At 59.1% G+C, this 16,297-nt stretch carries 10 protein-coding genes; all 10 read right to left on the bottom strand.

The genetic code is table 11. From position 1 onward, the window contains the following. Nucleotides 1-18 precede the first annotated feature (18 nt). Complete coding sequence (dnaE, locus tag OK142_RS02470; RefSeq protein ID WP_498680892.1) at nt 19-3,519, bottom strand: DNA polymerase III subunit alpha; 3,501 nt, start codon at nt 3,517-3,519, stop codon at nt 19-21. Nucleotides 3,520-4,003: 484 nt separating this feature from the next. Continuing rightward, a complete protein-coding gene (locus OK142_RS02475; protein WP_003496425.1) occupies nt 4,004-4,687 on the bottom strand; it encodes an ABC transporter ATP-binding protein in 684 nt (227 codons plus the stop codon). 15 nt (nt 4,688-4,702) lie between these two features. Beyond that, nucleotides 4,703-6,010, bottom strand: coding sequence for a lipoprotein-releasing ABC transporter permease subunit (locus OK142_RS02480; protein ID WP_498680894.1), 1,308 nt, complete (start codon nt 6,008-6,010; stop codon nt 4,703-4,705). 124 nt (nt 6,011-6,134) lie between these two features. Continuing rightward, complete coding sequence (proS, locus tag OK142_RS02485; protein WP_498680896.1) at nt 6,135-7,457, bottom strand: proline--tRNA ligase; 1,323 nt, start codon at nt 7,455-7,457, stop codon at nt 6,135-6,137. Nucleotides 7,458-8,238: 781 nt separating this feature from the next. After that, nucleotides 8,239-8,544 carry a DUF1467 family protein gene (locus tag OK142_RS02490; RefSeq protein WP_003496431.1) on the bottom strand — a complete coding sequence of 102 codons (306 nt, stop codon included), beginning with the start codon at nt 8,542-8,544 and terminating at the stop codon, nt 8,239-8,241. A gap of 140 nt (nt 8,545-8,684) precedes the next feature. After that, nucleotides 8,685-10,352 (bottom strand): ribonuclease J, encoded by a 1,668-nt coding sequence (locus OK142_RS02495; protein ID WP_003496433.1) that lies wholly within the window; start codon nt 10,350-10,352, stop codon nt 8,685-8,687. A gap of 204 nt (nt 10,353-10,556) precedes the next feature. Further along, nucleotides 10,557-11,297: a biotin--[acetyl-CoA-carboxylase] ligase gene (locus tag OK142_RS02500; RefSeq protein WP_313613649.1), complete on the bottom strand. Its 741-nt coding sequence runs from the start codon at nt 11,295-11,297 to the stop codon at nt 10,557-10,559. A 26-nt stretch (nt 11,298-11,323) separates the two neighbouring features. Further along, nucleotides 11,324-12,766 (bottom strand): NADH-quinone oxidoreductase subunit NuoN, encoded by a 1,443-nt coding sequence (gene nuoN, locus OK142_RS02505; RefSeq protein ID WP_498680899.1) that lies wholly within the window; start codon nt 12,764-12,766, stop codon nt 11,324-11,326. Nucleotides 12,767-12,784: 18 nt separating this feature from the next. After that, complete coding sequence (locus OK142_RS02510) at nt 12,785-14,296, bottom strand: NADH-quinone oxidoreductase subunit M (protein WP_082184148.1); 1,512 nt, start codon at nt 14,294-14,296, stop codon at nt 12,785-12,787. After that, nucleotides 14,296-16,293: an NADH-quinone oxidoreductase subunit L gene (nuoL, locus tag OK142_RS02515; RefSeq protein WP_313613646.1), complete on the bottom strand. Its 1,998-nt coding sequence runs from the start codon at nt 16,291-16,293 to the stop codon at nt 14,296-14,298. Before nuoL ends, OK142_RS02510 begins: the two co-directional genes overlap by 1 nt. Between the last annotated feature and the right edge of the window lie 4 nt (nt 16,294-16,297).

Below are 16,297 nucleotides of genomic sequence, written 5' to 3' on the forward strand. Positions count from 1 at the left end.
CTGCAAGCGATCGAGGCCTCACACCAGCTCGACATCAACAATGCCGGGAGCGGAGCGAAGTGCTGCGGCGATTTCCGGCGAAATGCGGTATTTCTCCGTCAGTTCCACCTCGATCTCGCGACTGCCTTCATCCTTGATGACGATAAAATAGACCGATCCGTCACCCTTCGTGTTGAGGTGCCTGGCGACGGTTTTCAGCGGGCCGGAATCGCGCACGTAAACGCGCAGAGCCTTCTGCATCTGCACGGATTTCTCCTCCAGCGATTGCGCCGTCTGGATGCGAAGACCGATGCCTTCCGGTCGCTCTTCGGCCTGAACGGTGATGACCAGCGATTTGCCCACCTCGAGCAGATCACGGAACTGGCCGAGCCCTTCGGAAAACAGCACAGCCTCATATTGGCCGGAGGCATCCGAGAAGGTGACGATTCCCATCTTGTTGCCGGTGCGGGTCTTGCGCTCCTGCTTGCCCGTGACCGTGCCGGCCAGACGCCCGGCGGTTGCGCCCTGCTTCACCGCCGCTGAAAAATCGGCGAAATTCTGTACCCGCAATTTCTCCAGGACCGGCCGATAGGTATCGAGCGGATGGGCGGTGAGGTAAAAGCCGAGTACCTGATATTCGCGCAGCAGCTTTTCCGAAGCGAGCCAGGGCTGGAAGGCGGGCAGCACGAGCTTTTCCGGACCGCTTGCGCCGCCTGAGCCGAACATGTCCGACTGGCCGGTGACACGGCTTTCCTGCGCGCGCTGCGAATAACCGATGATCCGGTCCAGACCGCCGATCATCTCGGCACGGTCGCGACCGAAACAATCGAAACCGCCGGCATTGATGAGGCTTTCCAACACACGCCGGTTGATCTGCTTCGGATCGATCCGCAGGCAGAAATCCTCAAGGCTCGTAAACGGCTTGTCGCCGCGAACAGTGACGATGTGCTCCACCGCCCCCTCGCCCACGCCCTTGATGGCGGCCAGCGAATAATAGATGCGGTTTTCGCCCGTCTCGAACTGGCGGAAGGAGGTTTGCACGGAAGGTGCGACGATCTCGATGCCGAGGCGGCCGGCATCCTGCCGGAAATCGTTGAGCTTATCCGTATTCGCCATATCAAGCGTCATGGAGGCCGCAAGGAACTCCACCGAATAATGCGCCTTCATATAAGCGGTCTGATAGGAAACGATGGCGTAAGCGGCTGCGTGGCTCTTGTTGAAGCCGTAATTGGCGAATTTCGCCAGAAGGTCGAAGATGGTGTCGGCCTGCGGCTTCGACACGCCGTTCTTGATGGCGCCATCAACGAAACGTTCGCGCTGCTTGTCCATCTCCTCCTTGATCTTCTTGCCCATGGCGCGGCGCAGAAGATCGGCCTCGCCGAGCGAGTAACCGGAGAGCACCTGGGCGATCTGCATCACCTGTTCCTGATAGACGATAACGCCCTGCGTTTCCTTCAAGAGATGGTCGATGGTCGGATGGATGGACTCCAGCTCCTCCTCGCCATGCTTGCGGGCATTATAGACCGGGATATTCTCCATCGGTCCCGGACGATAGAGCGCCACCAGCGCGATGATATCCTCGATGCAGTCCGGGCGCATGCCGATCAGCGCCTTGCGCATGCCGGCACTTTCCACCTGGAACACGCCGATGGTCTCGCCGCGCGACAACATCTCGTAGGTTTTGGCGTCATCGAGCGGAATTGCGGCGAGATCGACCTTGATGCCGCGCTTGGCAACGAAATCCACCGCCACCTTCAGCACCGTCAGCGTCTTCAGGCCGAGAAAGTCGAATTTGACCAGACCGGCGCTTTCCACCCATTTCATGTTGAATTGCGTGACCGGCATGTCGGAGCGCGGATCGCGATACATCGGCACGAGCTTCGATAGCGGCCGGTCGCCGATGACGATACCGGCAGCATGGGTGGATGCGTGCCGGTAAAGCCCTTCGATCTTCTGGGCGATATCAAGCAGACGGGCGACGACCGGTTCCTTGTCCGCTTCTTCCTGCAGACGCGGTTCTTCCTCGATGGCTTTCGACAATGGTGTCGGATTGGCCGGGTTGTTGGGCACGAGCTTGCAGATCTTGTCCACCTGCCCATAGGGCATTTCCAGCACGCGGCCGACGTCGCGCAAGGCCGCGCGCGCCTGCAGCGAACCGAAGGTGATGATCTGCGCCACCTGCTCGCGGCCATATTTGCGCTGCACGTAACGGATCACCTCTTCGCGGCGATCCTGGCAGAAGTCGATATCGAAGTCGGGCATCGATACGCGTTCGGGATTGAGGAAGCGTTCGAACAGCAGCGAGAAGCGCAGGGGATCGACGTCAGTGATGGTGAGTGCATAGGCAACGAGCGAGCCGGCACCCGAACCGCGGCCGGGACCGACCGGAATATCCTGCTGCTTGGCCCATTTGATGAAGTCGGCAACAATCAGGAAGTAACCGGGGAACTTCATGCGCGAGATGACGCCGAGCTCGAAATCCAGTCTCTCGCGATAATCCTGCTCCGTATAGCCGGGCGACATGCCGAGCGCGGCGAGCCGCTGATCCAGCCCCTCGACAGCCTGTCGACGAAGCTCCTCGGTTTCGGCGTGCTCCGCAGCCTCCGGATCGTCGCTGGCGCCGGTGAAACGCGGCAGGATCGGCCCGCGTTTTTTCAGCACGTAGGAGCAGCGGAGCGCAATCTCGATGGTGTTTTCCAGCGCCTCGGGAATGTCGGCAAACAGCGCCGTCATTTCCTCGCGGCTTTTCAGATAATGGTCGGGGGTCAGGCGAAACCGGCTGTCATCGGAAACGATGGCGTTATGCGCCACCGCCATCAACGCATCATGCGCCTCGTAATCGGCCTTTGAAGGAAAGAACGCCTCATTGGTGGCGACAAGCGGAATATCGTGTTCGTAAGCAAGCCCGATCATACGCCGCTCATGGGCGCGGTCATAACCGGACTGGCGCTGCAATTCGATGTAAAGCCTGTCACCGAAGAGCGACTTCAGCGTTATCAGACGTTCTTTTGCCTGGGATGCATGCCCTTCCTTGAGGGCCATATCAACAGGACCACCCGAGGCCCCCGTCAGCACGATCAACCCTGCATTGGAGGCTTCCTCCAGCCACGCGCGGGTAATATGCACGGACTGGCCTCCGCTTTCACCCTCCAGATAGGCACGGCTGATCAGATCCACCAGCCGCTCGTAACCTTCAGCATCGGCCGCCAGAAGCACGATGGCGGGAAGTTTTGCGAGGTGGCTGTTATGGTTGCGGCGATCATCCGCCGCATCCTGCATGTCGATCGATACCTGGCAGCCGATGATCGGCTGCAGACCCTCATCGCGCGCCTTTTCGGAAAATTCCAGCGCAACGAAAAGATTGTTGGTGTCGGTGATGGCAATGGCCGGCTGGCCGTCAGCAACGGCCTTGGACATGATTTTCTTGAGGGGTAGCGCCCCCTCAAGCAGGGAGTAAGCGGAATGGACCCGCAGATGGACGAAACCCGGCGTTTTCAGCGTTCCGTCAGAGTTTTCTCCACGCACAACCGTATCGCCCATAACATCGTCCTGTCATTCTGAATCGAGGGGGCGATTTTCCGATTTCCGGCGCTCAAAGTCCACAGCCTTGCGGCCTCTATACAGGCTTCTGCGCCGGTGCGTCCTTCACAGGGCAGTGAGGATCACCGAAAAGCTGGCAACGAAGACAGCGATGGAAGCGAAAGCGGCAACGTCACGGATGAAATCAGTCATTGGTCTCTCCTTACTCGTTATGTTCCAACTTTGTTCTCATTTCGTTCTATTGTCAACAGGGTTCTGCTGATGTTCCTCTTGCTAACGCGAGAGAATCGGCCGCGGTTCCGTTGGCGTTATCGGCAAGTCCCTGACTCCAAAGCAAAAAAACCGGAGGCAAAAAAACCTCCGGGTTCGGAAAAAATCAGTTGTGGAAGAGCGAGCGACAGTCTGGCCGACGCAGGGTGGAGAGACTCACCGGTTCGGTACGGATCGCACCGGGCGTCGCAATGATCGCCCTATGCAGTGACGATCAGAAATCGACGATCTTCCCTTCGGCGAGCGTCACGCGACGGTCCATGCGGTTGGCGAGATCGTGATTATGGGTGGCGATCAGTGCTGCAAGACCGGACTGGCGCACCAGCGCTTCCAGCGCATCGAACACATAATGCGCGGTCTCGGGGTCGAGGTTGCCGGTCGGCTCATCTGCGAGCAGCAGAAGCGGCGCATTGGCGACTGCGCGCGCAATGGCCACACGCTGTTGTTCACCGCCTGAAAGTTCCGCCGGGCGATGTTCGCCGCGATGACCGACGCGCATATAGTCAAGCAGCGCGCTGGCGCGCTTGCGGGCCTCAGCCTGCGTCAGACCGGCGATGAGCTGCGGCATCATTACATTCTCCACCGCCGAAAATTCCGGCAGCAGGTGATGGAACTGGTAGACGAAGCCGATATCGCTGCGACGGATCGCCGTGCGGGTTTCGTCGCCCAGCCCATTGCAGGGCGCACCGTTGATGAAGACCTCGCCGGCATCGGGATGCTCGAGAAGCCCCGCCAGATGCAGCAGCGTGGATTTGCCGGTTCCCGAGGGGGCGACAAGTGCCACCATCTCGCCGCTCTTCAGTTCAAAATCGGCCTTGCGCAGAATGGAAAGCGACGTCTCGCCCTGACCATAGGTCCTCTCGACGCCGGTAAGCCGCAGCACTGTTTTTTTTGCCATATTGCGAAGCGGTCCTTATTCGTAACGCAGGGCCTGCACCGGATCGAGCTTGGAAGCCCGCCATGCTGGAAAGATCGTTGCCAGGAAAGAAAGCGTCAGCGCCATGATGACGACGGTAATGGTCTCGCTCAAATCCATTTCGGCCGGCAGCTGGCTGAGGAAATACAGCTGAGGATCAAACAGCACCGTGCCGGATACCCAGGAGAAGAACTGCCGGATGGATTCCACGTTGAGGCAGACGATGACGCCGAGCGCCACGCCGGCAAAGGTGCCGACCGTGCCGATCGCCGCCCCCGTCATGAAGAAGATGCGCATGACGGCGCCGGAACTGGCGCCCATGGTGCGCAGAATGGCGATATCGCTACCCTTGTCCTTCACCAGCATGATGAGGCCGGAAATGATGTTGAGCGCCGCCACCAGAACGATGAGGGTGAGGATCATGAACATGACGTTTCTTTCCACCTGCAGGGCGGAGAAGAAGGTCTGGTTTCGCTGTCGCCAGTCGGTGATATAGATCTGCCGTTCGGCCGCCTGCTCCACCAGCGGCCGGATGCCGTCGACATCATCAGGACGGCTGACATAAAGCTCTATGGACTGCACGATACCGTCGGCATTGAAATAAAGCTGGGCTTCGGAAAGCGGCATATAGATCATCGAGGCGTCATATTCCGACATACCGATCTCGAAGACGCCCGATATTTTGTAGGATTTGACGCGTGGATTGACACCCATCGGCGTCACATCGCCTTCCGGCGAAATGAGGGTGATATCGTCACCCGCCGTCACGCCGAGCTGCGCGGCAAGCCTTGAGCCGACCAGAACTCCGTCGCCCGCCATGAAGCCGACGAGATCGCCGGTCTTGATGTTGGTTGAGACTTCCTTGATCTTGTCGATGTCTTCCTGACGCACACCGCGCACCAGCGCGCCGGAGCCTGCACCGCCGCGACCGGAAGCAAGGGTCTGTCCCTCCACCAGCGGCAGGGCCATGGTGACGCCCGGAACGGCAGCGAACTTCTTCGCCAGCTCATCATAATTATTGAAGGGCTGGTCGATCGGCTGGACGATCATGTGGCCGTTGATGCCGAGAATGCGGGAAATCAGCTCGGTGCGGAAACCGTTCATCACCGCCATGACGATGATGAGCGTCGCGACGCCCAGCATGATGCCGACGAAGGAAAAGCCGGCGATGACGGAAATGAACGCTTCCTTGCGCCGCGATCGCAGATAGCGCCACGCCACCATGCGCTCGAAAGCGGAAAACGGCCGGGCGGTTTTTTCCCGGGCGGAAGGAGCCGCACCCTTGTCAGCCTCGGCTTTTGCCATTTCGTCTCCCTGATCTCACCTTGCAAGATCGGTCTTTTCAAAGACCGGTCCCAATCTCTGCGGCATGCGCTCTAAAACTGGAGCGGTCTTCGGATGAAGGCCGCTCCCATCTTTCCGTTCGTGCTTAGCCAAGCACCCTGTTCATTGCCGCCTCGATTGTGACGGTTTCACGTTCGCCGGTCTTGCGGTTCTTCACTTCGACCTCGCCATTCGCGACCGAACGCGGTCCGACGATGATCTGCAACGGCACGCCGATGAGGTCGGCGGTGGCAAACTTCTGGCCGGCGCGGTCGTCGGTGTCGTCGTAAAGAACATCCTTGCCGGCGTTGGACAGCGAGTAATACAGCTTTTCGCAAGCCGCATCACAGGCCTCGTCGCCAGCCTTCATGTTGATGATGACAACATCGAACGGAGCAACCGAAGCAGGCCAGATGATTCCGTTCTCGTCATGCGATGCTTCAATGATGGCGGGAACAAGGCGTGTCGGCCCGATGCCATAGGAACCCATGTGGACGGGGTGTTCCTTGCCATCCTTGCCCTGCACTTTCGCGCCCATCGGCTCGGAATATTTGGTGCCGAAATAGAAGATGTGGCCGACTTCGATACCGCGCGCGGAAAGGCGCTCGCCATCGGGAATGGCGTCATAGGCGGCTTCGTCGTGCATTTCGGAGGTGGCGGCATAATCGGCCGTCCACTCGTCGAAAACGCCCTGAAGCGCCGCGACATCGTCGAAATCGGTATTTTCAGCCGGGATGGCGCGGTCGAGGAAGCTCTTGTGGCAGAAAACTTCGGATTCGCCGGTATCAGCCAGAATGATGAATTCATGGCTGTGGTTGCCGCCAATCGGGCCGGTATCGGCGCGCATGGGAATGGCGCGCAGGCCAAGGCGCTCGAAGGTGCGCAGATAAGCCACGAACATCTTGTTATAGGAGTGGATCGCGTCTTCCTTGGTCAGATCGAAGGAATAGGCGTCCTTCATCAGGAACTCGCGCGAACGCATGGTGCCGAAACGCGGGCGAACCTCGTCGCGGAACTTCAGCTGGATATGGTAGAGGTTGAGCGGCAGGTTCTTGTAGGACTTCACATAGGAACGGAAGATGTCGGTGATCATCTCCTCGTTGGTGGGACCATAGAGCATCTGGCGGTCCTGACGGTCCTTGATGCGCAGCATTTCCTTGCCGTAGTCATCATAACGGCCGCTTTCCTGCCAGAGCTCGGCCGATTGCAGCGTCGGCATCAGAAGCTCGATGGCGCCGGAGCGGTCCTGCTCCTGCCGGATGATCCTGTTGACCTTGTCCAGCACACGTTTGCCGAGCGGCAGCCAGGAATAAATGCCAGCCGATTGCTGCCGGATCATGCCCGCACGCAGCATCAGGCGGTGGGAGACGATCTCCGCTTCCTTGGGGTTTTCCTTCAGGATGGGCATGAAATAACGGCTAAGACGCATGACGGCTTCCATTGATATTGGCGACAACGCGCATATGCGCGGGAATCGCCCCGAATAGAGGGATATTGGCGCCGTACATAGCCGTTTCCCGCCAAGAAGAAAACCCGCCATGAAAAGAGCGCTCAAGGCGATTTCATGGCATTTTCGCGATAGCTAATTCGCGTCAAAACGCTTTGGTCGAAATATTATTCTTGTTCCGGTGCGACAAATTGCACCACAGGGAATTTTTTGCCGACTGTAACAAATATGCAAAAAATGAGATGACAAGCATGGGTGATTAAGCTAGCTTTAGCTTACAAAAGAGGCAGGAAGTCTAAATTCTTGTCGTTTTCGCGGTCAGTCTTGGGAGGATCAGATCTTAGGCGCGCTCGTTCGCTGCCCCGGTAACGGTTACAGATCACGCGAAACCTGAAAAACAAGGCTGAAAAGCCTTGTTTTTTTTTGATTCATAGACGCGACCAACCCCCGGCTCGTTATTCCGGTTAAATTGTGACGGTGAATCAGCCGTCCGATACGTCCATGCTGTGTGCACGATGGAGATGACATCCTTATGACAGTGTTCGGTGCGCCGCTTGCCGCGCCGGGGTGCTGACATGTGAGGATTTTTACTCTGCCTCTTTCCCTTATTCCTTTGCTTGTCACAGGGGCCCAGTCAGCCCAAGTCTTTGGGCTGAAAAGGACGCTCTCTCCGCGCGGACGCGCGTCGGCTGGATTCATGTGACAGGCACAGGAATGAGGGGAAGAGAACGTCTGCTATGGGTGCCGACAGGCTTCCGATGCGTCAGTCGTAAACGGGAATAATTCTCGGCAGGTCATCAAGGCTGACGCCGAACCACCAGGATCCGCCGTACCAGATGCCGCAGATCAGGGCCGATATCAGGGTGGTCAACAAAACGACGCGGCCGCCCCTGAACCGCGACGGTGCGCTTGCGACGGTGCCCAGCGCCACGTCTCCGTCTTCCGCCTGGGTACGAAGGCCGATCGGCAGCACGACGAAAAGAACCGTCCACCAGACGATGAAATAAATGGCGAAGACCGAAAGAAGCGGCATGACATCCTCCCTGCATGTGCGTTCCTTGTAACGCATTCATCCGTAAACCGGAATCACTTCCCTGCCAGAAGCGCAAAAAGCCACAGGAAGAAGCGGGAAACAGTTGCCACGTCATATCCGGATCAACCCGGATATGACGCGACGCAGCTGTTTGAAAGGTACAGCGCCTCCCCGGCTCAGACCTTCGTTACGAAAACCGTCACGATCGGCTTCTTGCCCCAGGTCTGGTTGGCGGCAGCGCGCACGGCGCGGCGAACCGCCTCGCGCAGCAGTTCCAGATCCTTGCGACGGGCGCGGGGAATGCTCTCCACAGCGCCGAGAACGGCGTCATAAAGCGTATCTTCCATATCCTCGCCTTCGTCATCGAATTCCGGCAGGCCGAAAGGCACGACATCAGGATCGCCGAGGAAGTCATAACGGCTGTCCAGCACCACATTGACGGACACATGGCCAGCGAAGGAAAGCTTGCGACGGTTGGAGATGCCCATCTCGTCCATATCGCCGATGAGATTGCCATCCTTGAAGACGCGGCCATGCGGTGCATCGTCGATGACTTCCGCAGGACCGGGTGCCAGACGCAGAACATTGCCGTTGCGAACCTTCGGCACCTGCGAAATGCCGGCCTGTTCGGCCAGTTCCTTCTGCGCCACCAGATGAGCGGCCTCGCCATGCACCGGCACGACGATCTGCGGCTTCGTCCATTCATACATCTTCAGAAGCTCGTTGCGGCGCGGATGGCCGGAAACGTGGACCAGAGCCTCATTGTCCGTGACGATGTGGACACCCTGCTCTATCAGGCCGTTCTTGATCTCGATGATTGCCTTTTCGTTGCCGGGAATGGCGCGCGAGGAAAACACGACCGTGTCCCCGGCGGCAAGCGCCACATTGCGCATCTCGTCACGCGACAGCTTGGCAAGGGCCGCGCGTGGCTCGCCCTGAGAGCCGGTGAGAATGACGACGACCTTGTTGCGCGGGATATAGCCATATTCGTCTTCGGCCAGGAACGGCTTGATACCTTCCATGATGCCGAGATCCTGCGAGACGTTGACGACGCGCTTCAGCGACGAGCCGAGCAGCAGCACCTCGCGGCCCGCCGCTTCTGCAGCCTGCGCGATGGAACGGATACGCCCGACATTGGAGGAGAAGGTGGTGATGGCCACGCGGCCCTCGGCATTTTCGATGATCTGCCGCAAACCTTCGGAGACTTCGTGTTCCGACGGAGACACGCCGTCGCGGAGCGAGTTGGTGCTGTCGCACATCAGCGCCAGCACGCCCTCTTCACCGATGGCGCGGAAGCGGGCCTCATCCGTCAACGGACCGAGCGACGGCGCTTCGTCGATCTTCCAGTCGCCCGTGTGGATGACATTGCCGAGCGGCGTGCGGATGACCAACGACATCGGCTCCGGGATGGAGTGATTGACGCCGACGGCCTCGATTTCGAAGGGACCGACATTGATGCGATCGCCCGCCTTGAAAGGCGTCACCGGGATCTCGGCGCGGGAGCCTTCATAGGCGCGCTTCGCCTCCAGCATGCCGGCGGTGAAACCCGAGGCATAGACGGGCACGTTGAGGCCCGGCCACAGATCGTTCAGCGCGCCGTAATGGTCCTCATGAGCGTGGGTGATGATGATGCCTTTGAGGTTCTTCTTCTGCTCGGCGATGTAGCTGATGTCGGGCAGAACCAGATCGACCCCCGGCAGATCGAGACCGGCAAAGGTCACACCGCAATCCACCATGATCCATTCGCGCTTGCTTGCTGGACCGTATCCGTAAAGCGCCAGATTCATGCCGATTTCACCGACGCCGCCAAGCGGCAGAAATACCAGTTCGTCCTGTTTAGCCATTATTCTTCTTATCCATTCACGAGAGCGCGCGAGCGACGGCGATCTGCCGCGCCCCGCGCCGGTTACCAGCATCGGACCTGTTAAACCATCTGATCGACCGGGCCGATGCGGAGCCGGTCTGCCACCCTGCTTTTCAAGAGCTGCAGGAAAGCTCCAACCTGTGGGATGCGGTTCGGCGCGGGCGTCCAGCCCGCACCGCGCACCTCATCCGAAAAAGACGTCGCCGGCGGCGATGGAGCGTCTTGCGCCCTCATCCTCGTCCAGCAGCAGATAACCATTATCATCAATTCCGACGAAACGCCCGCCGATCGAGCGATCGGGGAAGTTGACGGTGATATGTTCGCCGATACCGCAGGCGGCTGCCCGCCAGCCTGTCATGACACCAGCCACACCCCTGCCCTCATCCCAGCCCGCCAGCACATCCGCCGTTTCGCGGAAAAGATGGGCGAAGAGTTCGTCGGGTGAACAGGAAGCACCGTGTTCGGACAGCATGGTGACGGGATAAAGCGGGTTTTCCGGCTTGTGGGCGATATTGATGCCGATACCGATGACGATGGCGCGCCGTCCGTCCGGCAGAAGCTCCGCCTCCATCAAAATGCCGCAGGTTTTTTGACGACCAATCAGCACGTCATTCGGCCATTTGATCTCGAGCGGCTCACCGCCGGTCGGCAAAACCGCGCGGATGGCGCGGTAAACGGCCAGCGCAAAGGCAAGCGGCAAAGACCCGATGCGGTCCATCGGTGCGGGATCGATCAGGAGAAGCGAGGCGTAGAGATTGCCGGGCTCTGAAACCCACGGCCGGCCGCGACGGCCGCGCCCGCCGGTCTGGCGGATGGCGGTGATCCACAGATTGCCGCCATCGCCCGCCCGCGCCCGGGCAAAACATTCTATATTGGTCGATGGTGTTTCCACCATCGCTTCGTGCCGGAAGTCATCGATGGACATCCGGCCCGTATGCCTGTGCGTATTGGTCAAAAGAACGTCTTTGCTGCGACCGTGACCGCATTGCCGAGCGCACCGCCAAAGACGATGAAGGCGACGACGAACAGTCCCGAAAGCGCATAAACGATTTTCAGTTCGCCGGCCGGACGCTCGAAGCTGCCCTTGGCCTCATCGAACCACATGACCTTGACGACGCGGATATAATAATACGCGCCGACGACCGAACCGATCGCGCCGATGACGGCGAGCGGGTAGAGCTTGGCTTCGATGGCGGCGAGGAAGACGTAATACTTGCCGAAGAAGCCGGCGAGCGGCGGGATGCCGGCAAGCGAGAACATCAGGATCGTCAGCACAACCGCCATGAACGGGTTGGTCGAGGAAAGCCCGGCCAGATCCTCGACAGTCTCCACATTGCCGATTTCCTTGCGGCGCATGGAGAGAATGCAGGCGAAGGTGCCAAGCGTCATGACCATGTAGATGGTCATGTAGAGAATGACGCCCGAAACACCAGCTTCCGTACCCGCCGCCAGACCCACAAGCGCGTAACCCATGTGACCGATGGAGGAATAGGCCATCAGTCGCTTGATGTTCTTCTGGCCGATCGCGGCAAACGAGCCGAGCAGCATGGAAGCGATGGAGATGAAGACGACGATCTGCTGCCAGTCGGCAAAAACCGGCTGGAAAGCATCAATGACAATGCGAACGAAGATCGCCATGGCGCCAATCTTGGGGGCCGCGGACAGGAAGGCCGTGACCGGGGTCGGCGCGCCTTCATAGACATCCGGCGTCCACATGTGGAACGGCACGGCGGAGATCTTGAATGCCAGACCGGCGAGAACAAAGACCAGACCGAAAACGAGGCCGAGCGAACGGGTCTCTGCCGTCAGAACCTGGGCGATTTCGGTAAAGCCGGTATTGCCGGTGAAGCCGTAAACCAGCGACATGCCATAAAGCAGCATCCCCGAGGAGAGCGCGCCGAGAACGAAATATTTCAGGCCCGCTTCGGTGGAGCGCAGGCTTTCCCGGTTGATGGCGCAGACGACGTAGAGCGCAAGCGACTGCAGTTCCAGCGCCATATAGAGCGATATCAGGTTGTTGGCCGAGATCATCAGCAGGATGCCGAGGGTCGCGAGAACCAGAAGCACCGGATATTCGAACCGGCCGACCGGTTCGAAACGGCCCTGGCCGACAGAAAGGATCATGGCGGTGATCGAGCCGATCAGCGCCAGCACCTTCATGAAGTTACCGAAGGCATCGGCGACGTAAACGCCGCCGAAGGCCACACCCGAAGCGGGCGCAAAGACGATCCAGAGACCGACGACGAGCAGCAGGGCAACGGAAAGGCCCGTGACCGTCGTTGTCGACTTGTCGCCCGAGAAGACGCCAATCATGAGCAGCGCCAGCGCGCCGACCGCAAGGATCAGCTCGGGCGTCGCGATGTGCAGACTGGCAAAAAGGATTTCAGCGGTCATGTCCAACGGGTCCTGTCGTCAATTCATAGTGAGCGCAACATTTTGCGCCGCCTGCAATGCAGCCGTATAGTTGTTTACCAGAAGATCAACCGATGCGGCGGTGGCATCGAACACCGGCGCCGGGTAGACCCCGAAGAAGATCGTCAGGACGACCAGCGGATAAAGGATGACCTTTTCGCGGGTCGACAGATCGAGCATCGCCTTCAGGCTTTCCTTCTCGAGCGCGCCGAAAATCACGCGGCGATAAAGCCACAGCGCATAAGCGGCCGAGAGGATGACGCCGGTTGCCGCAAACAGCGCGACCAGCGTGTTGGCCCGGAATACGCCGATCAGCGTCAGGAATTCACCGACAAAGCCTGACGTGCCGGGCAGACCGACATTGGCCATGGTGAAGATCATGAAAGCAACGGCATATTTCGGCATGTTGTTCACGAGGCCGCCATAGGCCGAAATCTCGCGAGTGTGCAGCCGGTCATAGACAACGCCGACGCAGAGGAAGAGCGCGCCCGAGACGATACCGTGCGACAGCATCTGGAAGATCGCGCCCTGCACGCCCTGAACGTTGGCGGCGAAGATGCCCATCGTGACGTAACCCATGTGGGCAACGGAAGAATAGGCGATCAGCTTCTTGATGTCGTCCTGCATCATTGCCACCAGCGAGGTGTAGATGATGGCCAGAACCGACAGCGTGAAGACGAAGGGTGCGAAATAATCCGATGCCAACGGGAACATCGACAGCGAGAAACGGATGAAACCGTAACCGCCGAGCTTCAGCATGACGCCGGCAAGGATGACCGAACCGGCGGTCGGCGCCTGAACGTGGGCATCCGGCAGCCAGGTGTGCACCGGCCACATCGGCATCTTGACCGAGAAGGCCGCGAAACAGGCAAGCCACAGCCAGGTCTGCATACCAGCCGGGAAGCCGTATTTCAGAAGTTCCGTCATATCAGTCGTGCCGGACTGCCAGTACATCGCCATGATGGCGAGCATGGTCAGAACCGAGCCGAGCAGCGTGTAGAGGAAGAACTTGTAGGAGGCGTAGACGCGATCCTTGCCGCCCCAGACGCCGATGATGATGAACATCGGGATCAGCGTCGCTTCGAAGAAGACGTAAAAGAGAACCGTATCCAGCGCCACGAAGACGCCGATCATGACGACTTCCAGAAGCAGGAAGGCGATCATGTATTCCTTGATGCGCTTTTCAATCGAATCCCAGCTTGCCAGCACGCAGAAGGGCATGAGGAAAGTGGTGAGGATGACGAACAGCATGGAGATGCCGTCGACGCCCAGATGGTAAGCGGCGATGTTGCCGAACCAGGCGTGCTTTTCCACCATCTGGAAACCGGGGTTCGAATTATCGAAACCGATCCAGATGAACAGTGACACCAGGAAGGTGAAAACGGTCGTCAGCAGCGAGACGTTGAGAATGTTGCGGCGACCGAAGGGGCCGTTCTCATTGGTCAAGAGCAAGAGCACCACGCCGACGAGCGGCAGAAAGGTGACCGTTGAAAGAATGGGCCAATCGGTCATCAGAGGGCACTCCCGAGCATCATCCAGGTGACAAGCGCCGCGATGCCGATCAGCATCGCAAAGGCATAATGATAAAGGTAACCGGATTGCAGGCGGACCATGCGGTTGGTCACGTCAACCACACGCGCTGCAATGCCGTTCGGTCCATAATGGTCGATGACGGCGACGTCGCCCTTCTTCCACAGGAAGCGGCCAAGCGCCTTTGCGGAACGAACGAAGAGGAAGTCGTAGAGTTCGTCGAAGTACCACTTGTTGAGAAGGAACTGGTAGAGGCCACGATGGGTCTCGGCCAGACGCTTCGGCGTCTCGGGCGACTTGATATACATGTACCATGCGGTCACGAAACCAAGCGCCATGGCGAAGAACGGGCTCCACTTGACCCACAGCGGAACGTGGTGGAATTCCTCAAGGATTTCATTTCCGGGAAGCGTGAACAAGGCCCCCTTCCAGAATTCCGCATATTCCTCGCCGAAGAAGTAACCTTCGAAGGCCACACCGGCAAAGATTGCGCCGACGGTGAGGATGAAGAGCGGGATCAGCATGACCATCGGCGATTCATGCACATGGTGCATGACGTCAGCCGAAGCGCGCGGCTTTCCGAAGAAGGTCATGAAGGCCAGACGCCAGGAATAGAAGCTGGTGAACAGGGCCGCGATGACCAGCAGCGTGAAGGCGACGCCCGAGAGAACCGAATGCGAAGCATAAGCGGATTCGATGATGACGTCCTTCGAGAAGAAGCCGGCAAAACCGATCATCGTGCCCGGAATACCGACGCCGGTCAGCGCCAGAGTGCCAACGGTCATGGTCCAGAAGGTAATGGGGATATGCTTGCGCAGGCCGCCCATGTAACGCATGTCCTGCTCGCCATCGACGGCATGGATGACCGAGCCGGCGCACAAGAACAGCAGAGCCTTGAAGAAGGCGTGCGTGAAGAGGTGGAACACGGCCGCGCCATAAGCGCCGACGCCAAGCGCCACGAACATGTAACCGAGCTGCGAGCAGGTCGAATAAGCGATGACGCGCTTGATGTCGTTCTGCACGAGGCCGACGGTCGCCGCAAAGAAGGCGGTGATCGCGCCGATCAGCGTCACGACAGTCAGCGCATCATGCGACAGTTCAAACAGCGGCGACATGCGGGCGACGAGGAAGACGCCGGCGGTGACCATGGTTGCGGCGTGAATGAGGGCAGACACCGGGGTCGGGCCTTCCATCGCGTCCGGCAGCCAGGTGTGCAGCAGGAACTGCGCCGACTTACCCATGGCGCCCATGAAGAGCAGCAGGCAGACGCCCGTCATCGCATTGGCCTTGTCCAGCTGCATGCCGAACAGGTTGATGACGGTTTCGGTGGAAGCGGCACCTTCAGCCGGCAGATAGGTGCTGGCGGCAGCGAAGATGGTCTCGAAATTGATCGAGCCGAACAGCACGAAGACGCCGCCAATGCCGAGAATGAAGCCGAAGTCACCGACGCGGTTGACGATGAAGGCCTTCATGGCGGCAGCAGATGCGGATGGCTTCTTGAACCAGAAGCCGATCAGCAGATAGGACGCCAGACCCACGCCTTCCCAGCCAAAGAACATCTGCAGCAGGTTGTCGGAGGTCACCAGCATCAACATGGCGAAGGTGAAGAGCGACAGATAGGCAAAGAAACGCGGACGATGCGGATCGTGGTGCATGTATCCGATCGAATAGAGGTGCACCAGCGTCGAGACCGTGTTGACGACGACGAACATGACGGCCGTCAGCGTGTCGATGCGGAATGCCCATTCGACGTCGATGCCGCCGGACTGGATCCAGCGCAGCACGGTGACCTTGATCACCTCGCCCGGCTCGCCATGGGCAAGCGCGACGGTGAAGAACACGATCCAGGACAGGATGGCGACCACGATCATCAGACCGGTGGTGACATATTCCGAAGCCTTGGCGCCGATCGAACGGCCGAACAGGCCGGCGATCAGGAAGCCGATCAGGGGAAGAAAGACGATAGCCTTGTAGATCATAGCC

It is taken from the genome of Agrobacterium sp. BT-220-3, from assembly GCF_025910175.1.
Lineage (GTDB): Bacteria > Pseudomonadota > Alphaproteobacteria > Rhizobiales > Rhizobiaceae > Agrobacterium > Agrobacterium oryzihabitans.

Excerpts from the sequence above, each read along its gene's own strand:
- nuoN (WP_498680899.1), bottom strand. The coding sequence starts at position 12,766 with ATGACCGCTGAAATCCTTTTTGCCAGTCTGCACATCGCGACGCCCGAG.
- OK142_RS02480 (WP_498680894.1), bottom strand. The coding sequence starts at position 6,010 with ATGGCAAAAGCCGAGGCTGACAAGGGTGCGGCTCCTTCCGCCCGGGAA.
- OK142_RS02495 (WP_003496433.1), bottom strand. The coding sequence starts at position 10,352 with ATGGCTAAACAGGACGAACTGGTATTTCTGCCGCTTGGCGGCGTCGGT.
- nuoL (WP_313613646.1), bottom strand. The coding sequence starts at position 16,293 with ATGATCTACAAGGCTATCGTCTTTCTTCCCCTGATCGGCTTCCTGATC.
- OK142_RS02500 (WP_313613649.1), bottom strand. The coding sequence starts at position 11,297 with ATGTCCATCGATGACTTCCGGCACGAAGCGATGGTGGAAACACCATCG.
- dnaE (WP_498680892.1), bottom strand. The coding sequence starts at position 3,519 with ATGGGCGATACGGTTGTGCGTGGAGAAAACTCTGACGGAACGCTGAAA.
- OK142_RS02490 (WP_003496431.1), bottom strand. The coding sequence starts at position 8,544 with ATGCGTTACAAGGAACGCACATGCAGGGAGGATGTCATGCCGCTTCTT.
- proS (WP_498680896.1), bottom strand. The coding sequence starts at position 7,457 with ATGCGTCTTAGCCGTTATTTCATGCCCATCCTGAAGGAAAACCCCAAG.
- OK142_RS02475 (WP_003496425.1), bottom strand. The coding sequence starts at position 4,687 with ATGGCAAAAAAAACAGTGCTGCGGCTTACCGGCGTCGAGAGGACCTAT.
- OK142_RS02510 (WP_082184148.1), bottom strand. The coding sequence starts at position 14,296 with ATGACCGATTGGCCCATTCTTTCAACGGTCACCTTTCTGCCGCTCGTC.